Annotated in this window: 11 protein-coding genes and 1 pseudogene; 9 read left to right on the forward strand and 3 right to left on the reverse strand. The window is 64.4% G+C overall.

Annotated features, from left to right (window positions below):
• Positions 1-33 precede the first annotated feature (33 nt).
• The 6 genes from CH256_RS01860 to CH256_RS27900 all read left to right on the forward strand — a co-directional run bounded on the left by CH256_RS01860 (position 34) and on the right by CH256_RS27900 (position 13,115).
• Positions 34-726 (forward strand): hypothetical protein, encoded by a 693-nt coding sequence (locus tag CH256_RS01860; RefSeq protein ID WP_094668710.1) that lies wholly within the window; start codon positions 34-36, stop codon positions 724-726.
• Positions 727-784: 58 nt separating this feature from the next.
• Entirely contained in the window at positions 785-1,672 is an 888-nt protein-coding gene (locus CH256_RS27895) for a hypothetical protein (protein WP_179271965.1), read from the forward strand.
• A 214-nt stretch (positions 1,673-1,886) separates the two neighbouring features.
• Positions 1,887-4,463: an aminotransferase class III-fold pyridoxal phosphate-dependent enzyme gene (locus CH256_RS01870; RefSeq protein WP_094641500.1), complete on the forward strand. Its 2,577-nt coding sequence runs from the start codon at positions 1,887-1,889 to the stop codon at positions 4,461-4,463.
• A 503-nt stretch (positions 4,464-4,966) separates the two neighbouring features.
• A complete protein-coding gene (rpoB, locus tag CH256_RS01875) occupies positions 4,967-8,473 on the forward strand; it encodes a DNA-directed RNA polymerase subunit beta (RefSeq protein WP_094641131.1) in 3,507 nt (1,168 codons plus the stop codon).
• Positions 8,474-8,569: 96 nt separating this feature from the next.
• A complete protein-coding gene (locus tag CH256_RS01880) occupies positions 8,570-12,526 on the forward strand; it encodes a DNA-directed RNA polymerase subunit beta' (RefSeq protein ID WP_094668712.1) in 3,957 nt (1,318 codons plus the stop codon).
• 244 nt (positions 12,527-12,770) lie between these two features.
• The gene (locus tag CH256_RS27900; RefSeq protein ID WP_256989334.1) at positions 12,771-13,115 is read left to right on the forward strand and encodes a VOC family protein; all 345 of its coding nucleotides are present in this window, start codon (positions 12,771-12,773) and stop codon (positions 13,113-13,115) included.
• Between the two features lie 51 nt (positions 13,116-13,166).
• On the opposite strand, the pseudogene CH256_RS28425 reads toward CH256_RS27900, so the two are convergent.
• A pseudogene (locus CH256_RS28425) lies at positions 13,167-13,490 on the reverse strand (nuclear transport factor 2 family protein); the annotation flags it as partial.
• A 75-nt stretch (positions 13,491-13,565) separates the two neighbouring features.
• Between CH256_RS28425 and CH256_RS01890 the strand changes: the two are divergent.
• Together CH256_RS01890 and CH256_RS01895 are read left to right on the forward strand one after the other, a co-directional pair.
• The gene (locus CH256_RS01890) at positions 13,566-14,060 is read left to right on the forward strand and encodes a MarR family winged helix-turn-helix transcriptional regulator (protein ID WP_094668714.1); all 495 of its coding nucleotides are present in this window, start codon (positions 13,566-13,568) and stop codon (positions 14,058-14,060) included.
• A gap of 111 nt (positions 14,061-14,171) precedes the next feature.
• Entirely contained in the window at positions 14,172-14,711 is a 540-nt protein-coding gene (locus CH256_RS01895; RefSeq protein ID WP_094668715.1) for a hypothetical protein, read from the forward strand.
• 27 nt (positions 14,712-14,738) lie between these two features.
• Here CH256_RS01895 and CH256_RS01900 read toward each other — a convergent pair whose 3' ends face one another.
• Positions 14,739-15,158 carry a VOC family protein gene (locus CH256_RS01900; protein WP_094668733.1) on the reverse strand — a complete coding sequence of 140 codons (420 nt, stop codon included), beginning with the start codon at positions 15,156-15,158 and terminating at the stop codon, positions 14,739-14,741.
• A gap of 121 nt (positions 15,159-15,279) precedes the next feature.
• Here CH256_RS01900 and CH256_RS01905 point away from each other — a divergent pair, with 121 nt between their 5' ends.
• The gene (locus CH256_RS01905; protein ID WP_094668716.1) at positions 15,280-16,893 is read left to right on the forward strand and encodes an alkaline phosphatase D family protein; all 1,614 of its coding nucleotides are present in this window, start codon (positions 15,280-15,282) and stop codon (positions 16,891-16,893) included.
• Positions 16,894-16,902: 9 nt separating this feature from the next.
• Here the strand turns inward: CH256_RS01905 and CH256_RS01910 are convergent, their stop codons facing one another.
• Positions 16,903-17,244 carry a hypothetical protein gene (locus tag CH256_RS01910; RefSeq protein ID WP_094641134.1) on the reverse strand — a complete coding sequence of 114 codons (342 nt, stop codon included), beginning with the start codon at positions 17,242-17,244 and terminating at the stop codon, positions 16,903-16,905.
• Positions 17,245-17,268 lie beyond the last annotated feature (24 nt).

Below are 17,268 nucleotides of genomic sequence, written 5' to 3' on the forward strand. Positions count from 1 at the left end.
GGCCGGATATTACCGAGTAGTAGGGTGGAAAGTGTGAACTCGAGCACCGAAGCCCTGGAGTCCCCAGCGACTCCAGGGCGCACCAAGACCGCGAAAATCCTGTTGGCCGTCGTCACGGTGATCGCCGTTGCCGCTCTCGCGGCGGCAGTGTTCTTCGGTTACGGCTGGGGCAATGCGTTACTGAGCCAGAAGCCCACCGCGGACACCAGGGACGCGGCGCTGACCGGAGCTCAGCAGGCGGCCGTCAACCTGAACACGGTCGACGCAGCAGCCATCGATCAGTCGTTCGACAACATGAAGTCGTCGATCACCGGCGACCTGATGCTCAACGACCTCGAGCAGACTCGCTCGGGCATCACCGATCAGGTTCGCCAGTCCGGTGCCAAGAGCGAGGCCGAGGTGTTGCACGGCACGCTCACCGAGCTGAGCACGGACGAGAACACCGCCACCGCCCTTGTCGTCATTGCGACGACGACCACCTGGCCCGATCGCGTCGAGCGCAGCAAGCTGACGATGCGTCTGGCCATGGAAGAGGTCGACGGGGTGTGGAAGACCAACAAGGTCGACCCCATCGGTTCACGGATCTCGCTCGACAACCCGAACACCAATCCCGTTGTCCCGACCGAACCGGGCGGCCCCGCCGACCCGAATGCGGTCGATCCGAATGCGGCCGACCCCAGTGCGGCAGCGACGCCGGCTCCCCAGCCCGACGCCGGCGGCAACTGAGAGACCCGGCATTGGTGTTTTCCGTCTGTACCGAAGTGAGTTTCGAAGGAGTTCTGTAGTGCCTCCCCAGCGTCGCAAGATCGTTCCACCCACCACCACCAGCAAAGTTCGCCGGAAGGTGGCCGGGACCGGGAAGCCGACTGCTGCCAACTCCGCCACGGACTCGACCGGTGCCGAGGCGTCTGCTGCGACCGAGACTTCGGCGATCACCACGACACCGCCGACCGAGCCCGTATCGGACAAGCCCGCAGCCGACATGCCCGCAGCCGACAAGCCAGCTGTCGAGAAGTCGGAAACCGACAAGCCCGCTGCCCACAAGCCTGTGCTCGACAAGTCGGCAACCGACAAGCCCGCTGCCGATAAGCCTGTGCTCGACAAGGCAGCAACCGACAAGTCTGTGACCGCTGAGCCCGCAGCCGATTCCGCGTCGACCGACTCTGCCGCCGGGTCGGCGTCGGGGATCGGCTACAAGCACGTCATCGTCGTTGCGGTCATCGCCGTTGTGCTCGGTGCGTTCGCTGCCGTCGCCGCGTTCAAGCCGTTCGCCACGATCGACAACGCAGCCTGGGTGGATTCCGCGGCGACGCAGGAAGTCACCTCGGCCGCGACCGACGCGCTGCAAACCCTGTACACGTACAAGGCCGCCACGATCGACGCCGATTTCGATGCCGCTCGTGCGGTGCTCAATCAGTCGATGCTCGACGAGTTCAACTCCACCGCGGAAACCACCAAATCGGCCGTGGTGCAGACGGATACGGGAACCGAAGCCATGGTCACCGATATCGGCGTCTCGCGGCTGGAGGACGGCATGGCGGAACTGATCGCCAACGTGAACATCAGTGCCACGCAGAACGGTGTCGCATCGGGTAGTGCCGAGGGCCCGTTGACGGTGAACATGGAGAAGGTCGACGGCACCTGGAAGCTGTCGGCAATCGACGATCAGTAGGCGCGCCACAACAGCACTCGATCCGGCCCCGTTCGACGCAGAATTCCTGCCCGGACGGGGCTTTTTCGTGCGCTTTTCGGCGGTCTGTCACCGGCTGGCCACCGAGTTACCATCGCGATTGCGTCCTGGCTTGGGACGAGCCCTGGTTGTTCGAGACAACCAATAGACGCTCGACAGCCAGGGGTGGATCCGATGAAAACGGAGCATGCTGGTCATGACTGACACAACCATCGATTATTCCGTGCTGGAATCCAGGTCCGGTCGTTCGGGCTTTGCCGAGCACGTCAATCCCGAACTGTATCGGCTGTTGTCTGCGCTGAACTTGGATCGCGAGTACGTGCGGGGCGACGGGACGGTTCTGTTCGACGCCGCGGGTCGTCGCTATCTGGACTTCGCGGGCGCATATGGGGCGCTGCCCTTCGGCCACGGCCCCACTCCGATCTGGCAGGCGATCAACGATGTTCGCTGCAGCGGGGAGGCGATCTTCGTGCAGCCGTCGGTGCTGACGGCAGCGGGTGAATTGGCAGATCGGTTGGGGCGCATCGCACCCGACGGGTTGACGCGGACGACGTTCGTCAACAGTGGTACCGAGGCCACCGAGGTGGCGCTCAAGATCGCACGAGCGCACACCGGTCGGCTGGGTGTACTGACCACCGGGAACAGTTTTCACGGCAAGACTCTGGGCGCTTTGTCTGCGACGGGAAACATCAAGTATCAGAGCGGTTTCGGTGCACCGGTCGAGGGATTCGATCACATCGAGTTCGGTGATTCGGACGCGCTCGACGCGACCCTGGCGGCGGCACCCGGGCACTATGCGGTGTTTCTGGTGGAGCCGATTCAGGGTGAGGGCGGGGTGGTGTGTCCACCCGACGGGTACCTGCGTCGCGTGCGGGAGATCTGTGATCGGCACGGGGTGCTGATGGCTCTCGACGAGGTGCAGACCGGGCTCGGCCGGACCGGCAGGATGTTCGCCGCCGAGCACGAGGGTGTGGTTCCGGACATTCTCACCGTGGCCAAGGCGCTCGGGGGAGGGATCGTGCCGGTGGGTGCGGTGTTGTGTGCGCCGAGGTTGGTGGACGAGAGTTTCGCGCTCCGTCACACGTCGACCTTCGCGGGGAACGCGTTGGCCGCGCGGGTCGGTATCGCGGTTCTCGACGAGTTGACTCGAGACGACTGCGCTCTGGTGCAGAACGTGGCCGTTCTCGGGCGGCAGCTGAAGAACGATCTCTCCGTGCTGGCCGAGAAATATCCGTCGGTGGTCACCGCAGTGCGCGGTCGCGGACTGTTGCTGGGCCTGGAACTCACCGCGGACGTGAACTTCGTCGGGCGACAGTCGTTGCTGGGGTCGATTGCCGATCAACACAATCTGGCCGTGGTGATCTGCTCGTACTTGCTCGATGTCGAGGGGATACGTGTGGCTCCGACTCTGTTCGGTAACAGGGTGATTCGGATCGAACCACCGTTGACGGTGTCGGCGGTGCAGTGCTCGCGGCTGGTCGCGGCGTTGGATCGGGCATTGGGTTATGCGGCGGTGGGGGACCTGGACGGATTGTTCGGGCATCTGCTGGGCCGCCCGACCGTCGCCACTCCGCCCGCGCTCGAGGCGTTGCGCCCGGGTCGGACGCCCGATATCGCTGTGCGACCGGCCGATCGACGCTTCGCGTTCATCGCGCATCCACTCGATCTCGGATTCTTCGCTGCGTTCGATCCGGCGCTGGAGGTGTTCGACCACGGCGAGCGGCAGGACCTGCTCGAGCGGTTCGCGGCATCGACGTCCGAGCTCGAACCTGCGTCGTTCGTCATCGGCAGCGGCCGAGTCGTCGGGGGTGAGGAGGCGACGGCGCACGGCGATCTGATCGGGCTGCCGTACACCTCCGAGCAGTTGCTGCACCTGCCGACCGAGCAGGCTCTGCGGGTGGTCGGCAGTGCCGTCGAACTGGCGATCTCACGCGGTGCGACGGTGGTCGGGTTGGGCGGATACTCGTCGGTGATCACCGGGAACGGGTTGGGCCTCGGCGCGACGACGCGACCGATCACCACCGGCAACACGTTCACCGCTGCGGCGAGTCTGCGGGCTGTTCGACGCGTGTGCCGTGAACGCGGTATCGATGTCGCGCGGGCTCGGGTGACGATTCTCGGTGCCGCCGGCGCGATCGGGCGAACCATCGGCATGCAGCTGGCCGGTGAGGTCGGCAGCATCGTGCTGGTCGGTAGGCGGGGGGAGAGTTCGGTCATCGCGCCCAAGCTGTGGGCGGCCGCGCAGGAGATGGTGGCGAGCGCTCGGGCCGGTGCGGGTTCGGGAGATCTGGCCGCTGCCGCGCACGCGGTCGACGGTGATCTGGACGATCTGATCAGGTCGCGACATGTCGAGTTCTTCACCGATCCTGTTGCTGCGGTGCAGGATTCGTTGATCGTCATCGCTGCGACGTCGGCGCCGCATGCGCTGATCGATCCGACGGATCTGATGGAGGGTGCCATCGTCTGCGATGTTGCGCAGCCGCCGAACATCGGCCGGGACGTGCGCAGTGAGCGGCCCGACGTGACGGTGTTCGACGGCGGCATCGTGCGGGTGCCGTCGGGCTCGGATTTCGGGTTGACCTACGGGTTGGCTCCGGGGCTGACGTACGCCTGCATGGCCGAGACGATGCTGATCGCGTTGTCGGGTGAGTTCGGACTGCGCAGTATCGGCACCACCCTCGACGGCGACAGCGTGGAGCGGTTGGGTGAGTTGGCGGACGTCCACGGTTTCGCGCTCGCCGAGGCCACGCGGTGGCGCGAGGGCGACCGGTAGACGGCAGGGGGCGGGGCGCGTCGGTTTCCCGCCCCCCCGACTGCGTCGATGGACCATTGCATACGTCTCGGCGGTGCAATGGTCCATCGACGCGACTGGTTCGAGTGCGGTATCACGAACAACGGATTGGCCCGAACCTCTTGACGAAGGGGGCGGCACGGTTCACTCTTGTCGTCAGGAGCACCCCCAGTGGTTTCTGAAGCGCAGTGGTTTGATGAGAGCAGTGGTTCTGGGCGTTCGGCAGGCGACACGCTTTCGTCGAGTCGGCGCGTGAATGGACCCCGGGTGCTACTTTTGATGCCCCCGTTGCGCTGTGCGTACATTTGGGGTACCTTTGGACGTTGCGCTGGCTGCCTCCTGTCCACCTCTCGATCGCTGTTACCCGAAAGCACGTTTTCGGGCCGCTGTGATGGGGATTCGGTCTGGTTGCACCAGCCGAAATTCGCCCCACATATAGCAAACAGATACAGCGGCGGTCGCACTGCACGAGCGACCCGCGTGAGGTGCTGGAAGGACGCATCTTGGCAGTCTCTAGCCAGACCAAGGCAGTTGTCGGAACACCGGGAGCCCCGAGGAGGGTTTCGTTCGCGAACATTCGCGAGCCGTTGGAGGTACCCGGTCTCCTCGATGTACAGACGGATTCGTTCGAATGGCTGGTAGGTGCGCAGAGTTGGCGTGACCGTGCCGCCGCCCGCGGAGACAGCAGTGTCGCCGGTGGACTCGAGGACATCCTGACCGAGCTCTCTCCGATCGAGGACTTCTCGGGCTCGATGTCTCTCTCCTTCTCCGACCCACGATTCGACGAGGTCAAGGCCTCGACCGATGAGTGCAAGGACAAGGACATGACGTACGCGGCTCCGCTGTTCGTCACGGCCGAGTTCATCAACAACAACACCGGTGAGATCAAGAGCCAGACGGTCTTCATGGGTGATTTCCCGATGATGACCGACAAGGGCACCTTCATCATCAACGGCACCGAGCGTGTCGTCGTCTCGCAGCTGGTGCGTTCGCCGGGCGTCTACTTCGATCACTCGATCGACAAGACCACCGAGAAGGACCTGCACAGCGTCAAGGTCATCCCCGGTCGCGGTGCATGGCTCGAGTTCGACGTCGACAAGCGCGACACCGTCGGTGTCCGCATCGACCGCAAGCGTCGCCAGCCCGTCACGGTGCTGCTGAAGGCTCTCGGCTGGTCCACCGAGCAGATCACGGAGCGCTTCGGCTTCTCCGAGATCCTCATGGCCACGCTGGAGAAGGACAACACCGCCGGTACCGACGAGGCACTCCTCGACATCTACCGCAAGCTGCGTCCGGGCGAGCCGCCGACCAAGGAGTCGGCGCAAACCCTGCTGGAGAACCTGTTCTTCAAGGACAAGCGCTACGACCTCGCTCGCGTGGGTCGCTACAAGATCAACAAGAAGCTCGGCCTCAACTCGGGTCAGCCCATCGTGGCGTCGACCCTCACCGAGGAAGACATCGTTGCGACCATCGAGTACCTGGTGCGTTTGCACGCAGGTGAGACCTCGATGACCGCACCCGACGGCGTCGAGGTTCCGGTCGAGGTCGACGACATCGACCACTTCGGCAACCGTCGTCTGCGCACCGTCGGCGAGCTCATCCAGAACCAGATCCGCGTGGGCCTGTCCCGCATGGAGCGCGTCGTGCGCGAACGTATGACGACTCAGGACGTCGAGGCGATCACGCCGCAGACCCTGATCAACATCCGTCCCGTCGTCGCTGCGATCAAGGAGTTCTTCGGAACGTCCCAGCTCTCGCAGTTCATGGACCAGAACAACCCGCTGTCGGGTCTGACCCACAAGCGTCGCCTGTCGGCACTGGGACCCGGCGGTCTCTCTCGTGAGCGCGCCGGCCTCGAGGTCCGCGACGTGCACCCCTCGCACTACGGCCGCATGTGCCCCATCGAGACCCCGGAAGGCCCGAACATCGGCCTGATCGGATCGCTCTCGGTGTACGCACGCGTCAACCCGTTCGGGTTCATCGAGACGCCGTACCGCAAGGTCGTCGACGGCAAGGTCACCGACGAGGTCGATTACCTGACCGCCGACGAGGAGGATCGCCACACGCTCGCGCAGGCGAACTCTCCGGTCGACGACTCGGGCCACTTCATCGAGGACAAGATTCTCGTCCGTCGTAAGGGTGGAGAGGTCGAGTTCGTCTCGTCCGACGACATCGACTACATGGACGTCTCGCCGCGCCAGATGGTGTCCGTCGCAACCGCGATGATCCCGTTCCTCGAGCACGACGATGCCAACCGTGCCCTGATGGGTGCGAACATGCAGCGTCAGGCCGTCCCGCTGGTTCGCAGCGAGTCGCCGATCGTCGGAACCGGCATGGAGCTGCGTGCAGCTGTCGACGCCGGTGACGTCGTCATCACCGAGAAGACCGGTGTCGTCGAAGAGGTCTCCGCCGATTACGTCACGGTCATGGCCGACGACGGAACCCGCAAGACCTACCGGATGCGCAAGTTCGCGCGCTCCAACCAGGGCACCTGCGCCAACCAGCGTCCGATCGTGGACGAGGGACAGCGCGTCGAGACCGGCCAGGTCCTCGCCGACGGCCCCTGCACCGAGAACGGTGAGATGGCACTCGGCAAGAACCTGCTGCTGGCGATCATGCCGTGGGAGGGCCACAACTACGAGGACGCGATCATCCTGTCGCAGCGCCTCGTGGAAGAGGACGTTCTCACCTCGATCCACATCGAGGAGCACGAGATCGATGCTCGCGACACCAAGCTCGGTGCCGAGGAGATCACTCGCGACATCCCGAACGTCTCCGACGAGGTCCTCGCAGACCTCGACGAGCGCGGCATCATCCGTATCGGTGCCGAGGTTCGTGACGGCGACGTGTTGGTCGGAAAGGTCACGCCGAAGGGCGAGACCGAGCTGACCCCCGAAGAGCGCCTCCTGCGCGCCATCTTCGGTGAGAAGGCTCGCGAAGTTCGCGACACCTCGCTCAAGGTTCCGCACGGCGAGAACGGAAAGGTCATCGGCATCCGCGTCTTCTCGCGCGACGACGACGACGATCTGCCTCCCGGCGTCAACGAGCTGGTCCGCGTCTACGTGGCTCAGAAGCGCAAGATCCAGGACGGCGACAAGCTCGCCGGCCGTCACGGCAACAAGGGCGTCATCGGCAAGATCCTCCCGCAGGAGGACATGCCGTTCCTGCCCGACGGCACCCCGATCGACATCATCCTCAACACCCACGGTGTTCCGCGTCGTATGAACATCGGTCAGGTCCTCGAAACCCACCTGGGTTGGATCGGCAAGACCGGTTGGAACGTGCAGATCGCCGCGGACGGCACGAAGCCCGATTGGGCCGAGCGTCTGCCCGAGGAGATGTTGGCGGCTCCGGCCGACAGCAACATCGCCACCCCGGTGTTCGACGGTGCCAAGGAGAATCAGCTCGCCGGCTTGCTGGAGAGCACGATTCCCAACCGCGACGGCGAGCAGATGGTCGGATCCGACGGAAAGGCCACGTTGTTCGACGGCCGCTCCGGCGAGCCGTTCCCGTACCCGGTGTCGGTGGGCTACATGTACATCATCAAGCTGCACCACTTGGTCGACGACAAGATCCACGCTCGTTCGACCGGGCCGTACTCGATGATCACGCAGCAGCCCCTCGGTGGTAAGGCCCAGTTCGGTGGACAGCGCTTCGGTGAGATGGAGTGCTGGGCCATGCAGGCCTACGGTGCCGCGTACACGCTGCAGGAGCTTCTCACCATCAAGTCGGACGACGTTGTCGGCCGCGTGAAGGTGTACGAGGCGATCGTCAAGGGCGAGAACATTCCCGAGCCCGGTATCCCCGAGTCCTTCAAGGTGCTCCTCAAGGAGCTCCAGTCGCTGTGCCTCAACGTGGAGGTGCTGTCCTCGGACGGCGCTGCCATCACGATGGCCGACGGTGACGACGAAGACCTCGAGCGTGCCGCAGCCAACCTGGGAATCAATCTCTCCCGCAACGAAGCTGCCACGGTCGACGACCTCGCTCAGTAGTTCTGTGGTCTGCCGGATCCGCCCAGTGCGGATCCGGCAGGCGTTTCTCTCATTTGCTCTTCCAGCACAACACCCATAACGGGGAAAGGAAGTTACGTGCTCGACGTCAACTTCTTCGATGAACTTCGCATTGGCCTTGCCACTGCGGACGACATCCGTCAGTGGTCCTACGGCGAGGTCAAGAAGCCGGAGACCATCAACTACCGCACGCTCAAGCCCGAGAAGGACGGCCTCTTCTGCGAGAAGATCTTCGGCCCCACTCGGGACTGGGAGTGCTACTGCGGCAAGTACAAGCGCGTCCGCTTCAAGGGCATCATCTGTGAGCGTTGTGGCGTCGAGGTCACTCGCGCCAAGGTGCGTCGTGAGCGCATGGGCCACATCGAACTGGCCGCTCCGGTCACGCACATCTGGTACTTCAAGGGTGTGCCGTCGCGTCTGGGCTACCTGCTCGACCTGGCTCCGAAGGATCTCGAGAAGATCATCTACTTCGCTGCCTACGTCATCACCACGGTCGACGACGAGCTCCGCCACAACGAGCTCTCGACGCTCGAGGCCGAGATGGAGGTCGAGAAGAAGGCCGTCGCAGACCAGCGCGACGCCGATCTCGAGGCTCGTGCGCAGAAGCTCGAAGCCGACATCGCCGAGCTCGAAGCCGAGGGTGCCAAGTCCGACGTGCGCCGCAAGGTCAAGGACGGCGGCGAGCGCGAGATGCGTCAGCTCCGTGACCGCGCGCAGCGTGAGCTCGATCGTCTCGAAGAGATCTGGACCACGTTCACCAAGCTCGCTCCCAAGCAGCTCATCGTCGACGAGCTCATCTACCGCGAGCTCATCGACCGGTACGGCGAGTACTTCACCGGTGCCATGGGTGCCGAGTCGATCCAGAAGCTCATGCAGACCTTCGACATCGACGCCGAGGCGGAGTCTCTTCGCGAGACCATCCGCAGTGGCAAGGGTCAGAAGAAGCTGCGCGCGCTCAAGCGTCTGAAGGTCGTCGCTGCGTTCCAGGCCGGCCGTAACTCCCCGATGGGCATGGTCCTGGACGCTGTCCCGGTCATCCCGCCGGAGCTTCGTCCGATGGTGCAGCTCGACGGTGGACGTTTCGCGACGTCCGACCTCAACGATCTGTACCGCCGCGTCATCAACCGCAACAACCGCCTCAAGCGTCTGATCGATCTCGGTGCTCCCGAGATCATCGTCAACAACGAGAAGCGGATGCTGCAGGAGTCGGTCGACGCCCTGTTCGACAACGGCCGTCGTGGACGTCCGGTCACCGGACCGGGTAACCGTCCGCTGAAGTCGCTGTCCGACTTGCTCAAGGGCAAGCAGGGTCGTTTCCGTCAGAACCTCCTCGGCAAGCGCGTCGACTACTCGGGCCGTTCGGTCATCGTCGTCGGCCCGCAGCTCAAGCTGCACCAGTGCGGTCTGCCGAAGCTGATGGCACTCGAGCTGTTCAAGCCGTTCGTGATGAAGCGTCTGGTGGATCTGAACCACGCGCAGAACATCAAGTCGGCCAAGCGCATGGTCGAGCGTCAGCGTCCGCAGGTGTGGGACGTTCTCGAAGAGGTCATCGCCGAGCACCCCGTGCTGCTGAACCGTGCACCCACCCTGCACCGGTTGGGCATCCAGGCGTTCGAGCCGCAGCTCGTCGAGGGCAAGGCCATCCAGCTGCACCCGCTCGTGTGTGAGGCGTTCAACGCCGACTTCGACGGTGACCAGATGGCTGTCCACCTCCCGCTGTCCGCCGAGGCTCAGGCCGAGGCGCGCGTGCTGATGCTGTCGTCGAACAACATCCTTTCGCCGGCATCGGGCCGTCCGCTCGCCATGCCGCGTCTGGACATGGTGACGGGTCTGTACCACCTGACGCGTCTCGACGCCGGTGCCGTCGGCGAGCGCGCCGACGCCAAGACCGACACGGCCGAGTTCGGGGCGTACTCCTCCCCGGCCGAGGCTCAGATGGCCGTCGACCGTGGATCGCTCACGGTGCAGTCGCAGATTCGGGTTCGTCTCACCACGCAGCGCCCGCCGCGTGACATCGAGAACGAGCTGTTCCCGAACGGCTGGAACCGCGGCGATGCATGGACCGCGCAGACCACTCTGGGACGCGTGCTCTTCAACGAGCTGCTTCCGGCGAACTACCCGTTCGTCAACGAGCAGATGCCGAAGAAGCGTCAGTCGACCATCATCAACGATCTCGCCGAGCGTTACCCGATGATCGTCGTCGCGCAGACCGTCGACAAGCTCAAGGACGCCGGCTTCTACTGGGCCACGCGTTCGGGTGTCACCATCTCGATCTCCGACGTCCTCGTGCCGCCGGAGAAGCCGCAGATCATGGAGACCTTCGAGGCTCAGGCCGATCAGATCGAGAAGAAGTACCAGCGCGGCGCACTCGACAAGGTCGAGCGCAACTCCGCACTGGTCAAGATCTGGCAGGACGCGACCGAGCAGGTCGGTAAGGCCATGGAGGCGCACTTCCCCGACGACAACCCGATCCCGATGATCGTGAAGTCCGGCGCAGCCGGAAACATGACTCAGGTTCGCTCGCTCGCCGGCATGAAGGGCTTGGTGACGAACCCGAAGGGTGAGTTCATCCCGCGTCCGATCAAGTCTTCCTTCAAGGAAGGCCTGACGGTTCTCGAGTACTTCATCAACACGCACGGCGCTCGTAAGGGTCTGGCCGACACGGCGCTTCGTACCGCCGACTCGGGCTACCTGACGCGTCGTCTGGTCGACGTCTCGCAGGATGTCATCGTTCGGGAAACCGACTGTGGCACCGAGCGCGGCATCGTCACGACGATCGCCGAGAAGACCGCCGACGGCAAGATGATCCGCGACGCTCACGTCGAGACCAGCACGTACGCCCGCACGTTGGCGAACGACGCTGTCGACGAGAACGGCACGGTCATCGTCGCTCGCGGACACGATCTCGGTGACCCGGCCATCGACGCGCTGCTCGCTGCGGGCATCACGTCGGTCAAGGTTCGCTCGGTGCTCACCTGCACCACCGGAACCGGCGTCTGCGCCACTTGCTACGGCCGCTCGATGGCCACCGGCAAGCTGGTCGACATCGGTGAGGCCGTCGGTATCGTTGCCGCACAGTCCATCGGTGAGCCCGGAACCCAGCTGACCATGCGTACCTTCCACCAGGGTGGTGTCGCCGGAGATGACATCACCGGTGGTCTGCCTCGCGTGCAGGAGCTGTTCGAGGCACGTGTGCCGAAGGGCAAGGCTCCGATCGCGGACGTGTCGGGACGCATCCAGCTCGAGGACGGCGATCGTTTCTACAAGATCACCATCGTCCCGGACGACGGCGGCGAAGAGGTTGTCTACGACAAGCTCTCCAAGCGTCAGCGTCTGCGCGTCTTCAAGCACGACGACGGCACCGAGCGCCTTCTGGCGGACGGTGACCACGTCGAGGTCGGCCAGCAGCTCATGGAAGGTGCTGCCGATCCGCACGAGGTCCTGCGCGTGATGGGTCCCCGTCAGGTGCAGATCCACCTCGTCAACGAGGTCCAGGAGGTGTACCGGTCGCAGGGTGTGTCGATTCACGACAAGCACATCGAGACGATCGTGCGCCAGATGCTCCGTCGCGTGACGATCATCGACAGCGGCTCCACCGAATTCCTGCCCGGTTCACTCACCGAGCGCAGCGAATTCGAGTCGAGCAACCGTCGCGTCGTCTCCGAGGGTGGCGAGCCCGCAGCCGGACGTCCGGTCCTGATGGGTATCACCAAGGCGTCGCTGGCCACCGATTCGTGGCTGTCGGCAGCGTCCTTCCAGGAGACCACTCGTGTGCTCACCGATGCGGCGATCAACTGCCGTAGCGACAAGCTCATAGGTCTCAAGGAGAACGTCATCATCGGTAAGCTCATCCCGGCTGGTACCGGCATCAACCGGTACCGGAACATCACGGTGCAGCCGACCGAAGAGGCGCGTGCCGCCGCATACGCGGTGCCGTCGTACGACGATCAGTACTACAGCCCGGACGGCTTCGGCCAGGGAACCGGCGCTGCAGTGCCGCTCGACGACTACGGTTTCTCCAACGAATACCGCTAGAGCGACTTCGTCGCACGTGCACGGCTGAGTTTTGGGTCGCTTCGCAGGCTCCGCTCCTGCCTCGTAGCCCACTACGAGTTTCCGTTCACGACGACAGGGCCAGCAGACAAAGCCCCGCATCGACTTCGGTCGATGCGGGGCTTTGTTGTATATCTGGGGTGCGCGGTGAGTTTTCGATGCGCCTCGAGTCGGTACCGGCATGACCAATCAAACCCCCAGCACCATCGTGAACATCGGCGTGGCCATGTTCACCGTCGCAGACCAGGATGCCGCTCTCGAGTTCTATTCACGCGTGCTCGGTTTCGAGCTGCGCGACGATACGCGTTTCGGCCCCGAGGGCGAGTATCGGTGGGTCGAGGTGGCCCCGCCCGGTTCGACGGCACGTCTGGCCTTGAATCCGCCGATGGGTGACTCGCCCGGCGGGTCCTCGATCGGTGTGGAAACCCCCGACGTCGAGGCGGAACATGCGCGGCTGGCCGCGATCGGCGGTGTCGACATGGACGCAATGTCCGGGACGGAGGACGGTGCGCCGCCCATGTTCGTGCTGCGTGATCCCGACGGCAATATGGTGTGGGTGGTGCAAGCCTGACGGATCGGCGGGATATTTCCGGTCGATGAACGTGTACAGCTCGGCGATTGTGCCGTCCTTGACGACGGCGAAGTCCTGGCCGGTGACGACGGCTGGGGCGTCGGGCGGTGAGAGTGCCCAGGAGATGCGTGCGACGTCGCCCAGCACGGCGGGTTCGACGGTGACGGAGAAGGACACGCCGGCGGAGTCCGCGAGGAGTGCGGTGATCGCATCGATGACGGCGTCGCGTCCGGTCGCGGTGTTCTCGGCGTCGTAGAACACCGCGTCCGGGTGGTACATGGCTTCGATCAGCTCGCGTCGTCGGTCGGCGTCGGTCGCGTTGAACACCTCGACTACGTTGCGACGTACCAACTCGGCGTGAGAAGTGCTGTCCATGAAGGGCCCCTAAGGTTGGTGGTCGGGGCTCAACGGGCCGAACCCCGGGCCTCAGCATCTCAGAAAGAACGTGACATGTCACCTAATAATCCCGAAGGCGGCCCGTGGCTGACGCCGGCTCAGGAGTCGGCTTGGCGCGCCTACATGGGGTTGTCGCTGCAGATGACGTTCGAGATGAACCGTCAGCTGACCGAGGATCACGGGCTTTCCCTGGCCGACTACTCGGTGCTCGTTGCGCTCGCGGACAGTCCCGACGGACGTCGCCGGGTGAGCGACCTGGCAGCCGAGATCGGCTGGGAGCGCAGCAGGGCCTCGCACCACCTCGCTCGGATGTGCGCACGGGGGCTCACCGATCGCGCGGTCTCGACCACCGACGGTCGCGCCACGGATGCGGTTCTCACCGGTGCAGGTAGGGCGGCTCTGGACGGGGCTGCGGCGGGTCATGTCGATGTGGTGCGTCGATTGTTCTTCGACGGGCTCGTACCCGAAGAGATCCCCGTTCTGGAGTCGATCCTCACACGCCTGCGCGACCACGTGCGGACCAACGGGACACTGCCTCGGCCGCAGTGACAACGTTCACCTCGTCCCGGGGGGGCGCGGCTGATCTGAAAAGAACCCAACCGGTCTGGCAGTTTCGTCGTCCGGGGGTCGGTGGGATGCTGCGACCGTTACCGTCTTCCTATGCGAAAGACTGTGCTCGTGCTTGCGATGGTCATGGCGTGGATTCTCGCGGGAGCGCTGCCGGCCGGTGCGGCACCCGGTGACGACCCGTCGTGGTCGGGTGATTATTCGCTGATGCGGTTCGCGGCGAGCAAGACCGGCACGAGCGCAGCGGCGTCACAGCGAGAGCCGGATTTCTCCGACGTCTACACCTTCGCCTCCGACTGCACCGATGGAGAGTGCGTTGCCTCCGTCGTCGCCGGTCCAGCACCGGCGAACGAGTCACTCCAGAACCGCCCGATCGACTACGTCTGGGACGGAACGAGCTGGGTGCACACCTATGACTGGGTGTGGGACTGCTGGAAGGGTGAAGGAAATCCCAAGGAGTACAACGATGCGCACTCGGTTGCCTACTACACCCCGCAACCCGACGGCAGCCTGACGGGCGTGTGGACCACCACGATCTACGGCGGCTACTGCGACGGCACTGTCGTCATGGATGTTGCTGCATATCCTGTCTCACCGCTGCCCGTCCTGCCGCCGATGTTCGGCAGTAGCTGACCGACTGAGAACGCGTTCGTCGAATCATCAGTGATGGCAGACGGCTTCGAGGTCGATGCCGTTGAGATCGCGGACGAATGATCCGTAGTACGTGGCGTGGTATTCCGGCTGCAGCCCTGGAGGCCTGAGCTCGATCGCTCCTGCCGAGAGTGCCGCGGCGTGGAAGGCATCGACGGTGGCGCGATCCGGGGCGCTGAAGGCGAGATGGGTGTGCGGTCCGATGGCCGAACCCGGTGCGTCGACGATCCAGAAGAAGGGCTTCACCTGCGCCCAGCCGAACGCGATCATGGCGAGTTGGTTCGCCTCGGGGGTGTGCGGTACCCGCATGATCTCGCTGATCCCCAGTGGTTTCAATACAGCGCCGTAGAACTCGGCGCTGGCGTCGAGATCGGCGACGCCGATGTTGAGGTGGTCGATTTGGGAGCCTGTGCGGTCGGTGTTCGTCATGCGTTCGAGTTTTGCCGTGATTGCGGACGACTCAGGTCCTGAATCGAATGGAAATTTCGTGTTCATGTGCCCTTTCGATCGACGACGCGCACAGTTCGTTCGGGCGCGACAGCCTCGAAGGATGGTGAGACGGGGTAACGAGATACGGTTCGGTTCGGACATCTCCATGCGAGCGGGGGCCACACGTCGACAGTTTCTGACGTGGACTGCGCTGGTGGGGGCGTTGGCGTTCACTCCGGGACTCGCGGGAACCACGGCGCAGGCCCAGTCCGTGGTGACGCCCGATTACCCGTTCCGCCTCGGCGTGGCATCCGGCGATCCACTGCCCGATTCGGTGGTGCTGTGGACCAGACTCGCTACCGATCCCTTTGCGCCACTGGGCGGAATGACGCCTGGCGTCGTGCCGGTGCGGTGGCAGATCGCCGCGGACGAACGATTCGTGAACATCACCCGCGAGGGCGTCGAGCTTGCCACCGAGTTCGACGGCTGGTCGATTCACGTCGACGTCCGAGGGCTGGAGCCTGCTCGCGAATACTTCTATCGGTTCCTTGTCGGACCGCACTCCAGCTCGGTCGGCCGCACCAAAACCGCACCGGCGCTGGGCCAACCGTTGAGCAGGCTCGATTTCGCGTGGGCGTCGTGCCAGAAATGGGAGGACGGCTACTTCGGCGCGTACCAGGACCTGGCGGCGTCGAATCTCGATGTGGTGTTCTTTCTGGGCGACTACATCTACGAGTACGCGATCAAGGACGAGGGTGCTCGCAAGGGTGAGCCGCGTACCGAGTCGGCTGCCCGAGAGACCATGGTACTCAACGACTATCGAGACCGGTATGCGTTGTACAAGGCGGACGAGAACCTCGCCGCGGCCCATGCGTCGGCACCGTTCGTCTCGACGTTCGACGATCACGAGGTGGACAACAACTGGGCCTCGCAGATCAGTCAGGACGACGACGATCCGCGAGAGTTCCTGTTGCGCAGAGCCGATGCGTTCAAGGCGTGGTGGGAGAACACTCCGGTTCGGTCGAACCTGAAGCCCGTCGGCCCGGACATGACGGTCTATCGCCGGTTCTCGTTCGGCGATCTGGTGGACTTCTCGGTACTGGACACGCGGCAGTACCGCAGCGATCAGGCGCACGGGGACGGCGAGCATGCGCAGGACGCGGAGACGGCCGATCCGTCGCGCACCATAACCGGTGCAGCGCAGGAGAAGTGGATTCTCGACGGGTTCGCATCGCCGTCGACGTGGAACTTCCTGGCGCATCAGACGGTCATCTCGGACTTGGCTCGTGGGCTCGGTAGCGACCGCAAGGTCGGGATGGATCCGTGGAGCGGATACGAGGCGTCTCGGCACCGAATTCTGGACGGAGCCAGGGATCGTGGCGCGAAGAACGTCGCGTCGATCGTCGGCGACATTCATCGCACGATCGTCTCCGAACTGCGACGCGACTACCAGGATCAGGTGTCGCCGATCCAAGGTGTGGAGATCGCGGCCACGTCGATCGCGTCGGGCAAGGACGGTGCCGATGTCGACGCCGCCGGGGCGGCCATCGCCGAGGCCTCACCGCACGTCAAGTACGGCAATGCTCGCCGCGGCTATCTCCGCAGCACGCTGACGAACACCGAATGGCATTCGGAAGTGAGGGTTCTCGATGCGGTGTCGACGCCGGGCAGGCCGGTTCGCACCGCCGCAACCGTCACCGTCCCCGAAGGCCGCCCCGAGATTCAGTTGGGTTGACGCCGACGGTCACTGACGAATGGCGAACATCGGCATCGCGAGTCCGAGCAGCATCACGGTGAACAGGAACCATGCCGCGCCCTGCCAGATCGGCCACGTGCCACCGGCTCGGTAGGACTTGTATCCCAACGTCAGAGCTCCGATCCCGCCGAGAAAGCACACCGCAGGCACCGACGCGGCCAACACAGGACTGGTGCGGTCGACGATCAGGAACACCGCGGTCAGGGCAGCCGCCACCGCCACGACGCCGGAGCAGTATCCCGCAGCCTTACGAAGGGCACCGGGGTCGTTCCAGCGCTTTTCGACGTCGCGGTCGGCCATGGTGCGTTCGGTCGGGTCGTTGACGGGCATACTTGTGGGCTACCCGTTCGGCGC

Source organism: Rhodococcus sp. 05-2254-6, assembly GCF_002258565.1.
In the GTDB taxonomy this organism is placed as follows: domain Bacteria; phylum Actinomycetota; class Actinomycetes; order Mycobacteriales; family Mycobacteriaceae; genus Rhodococcoides.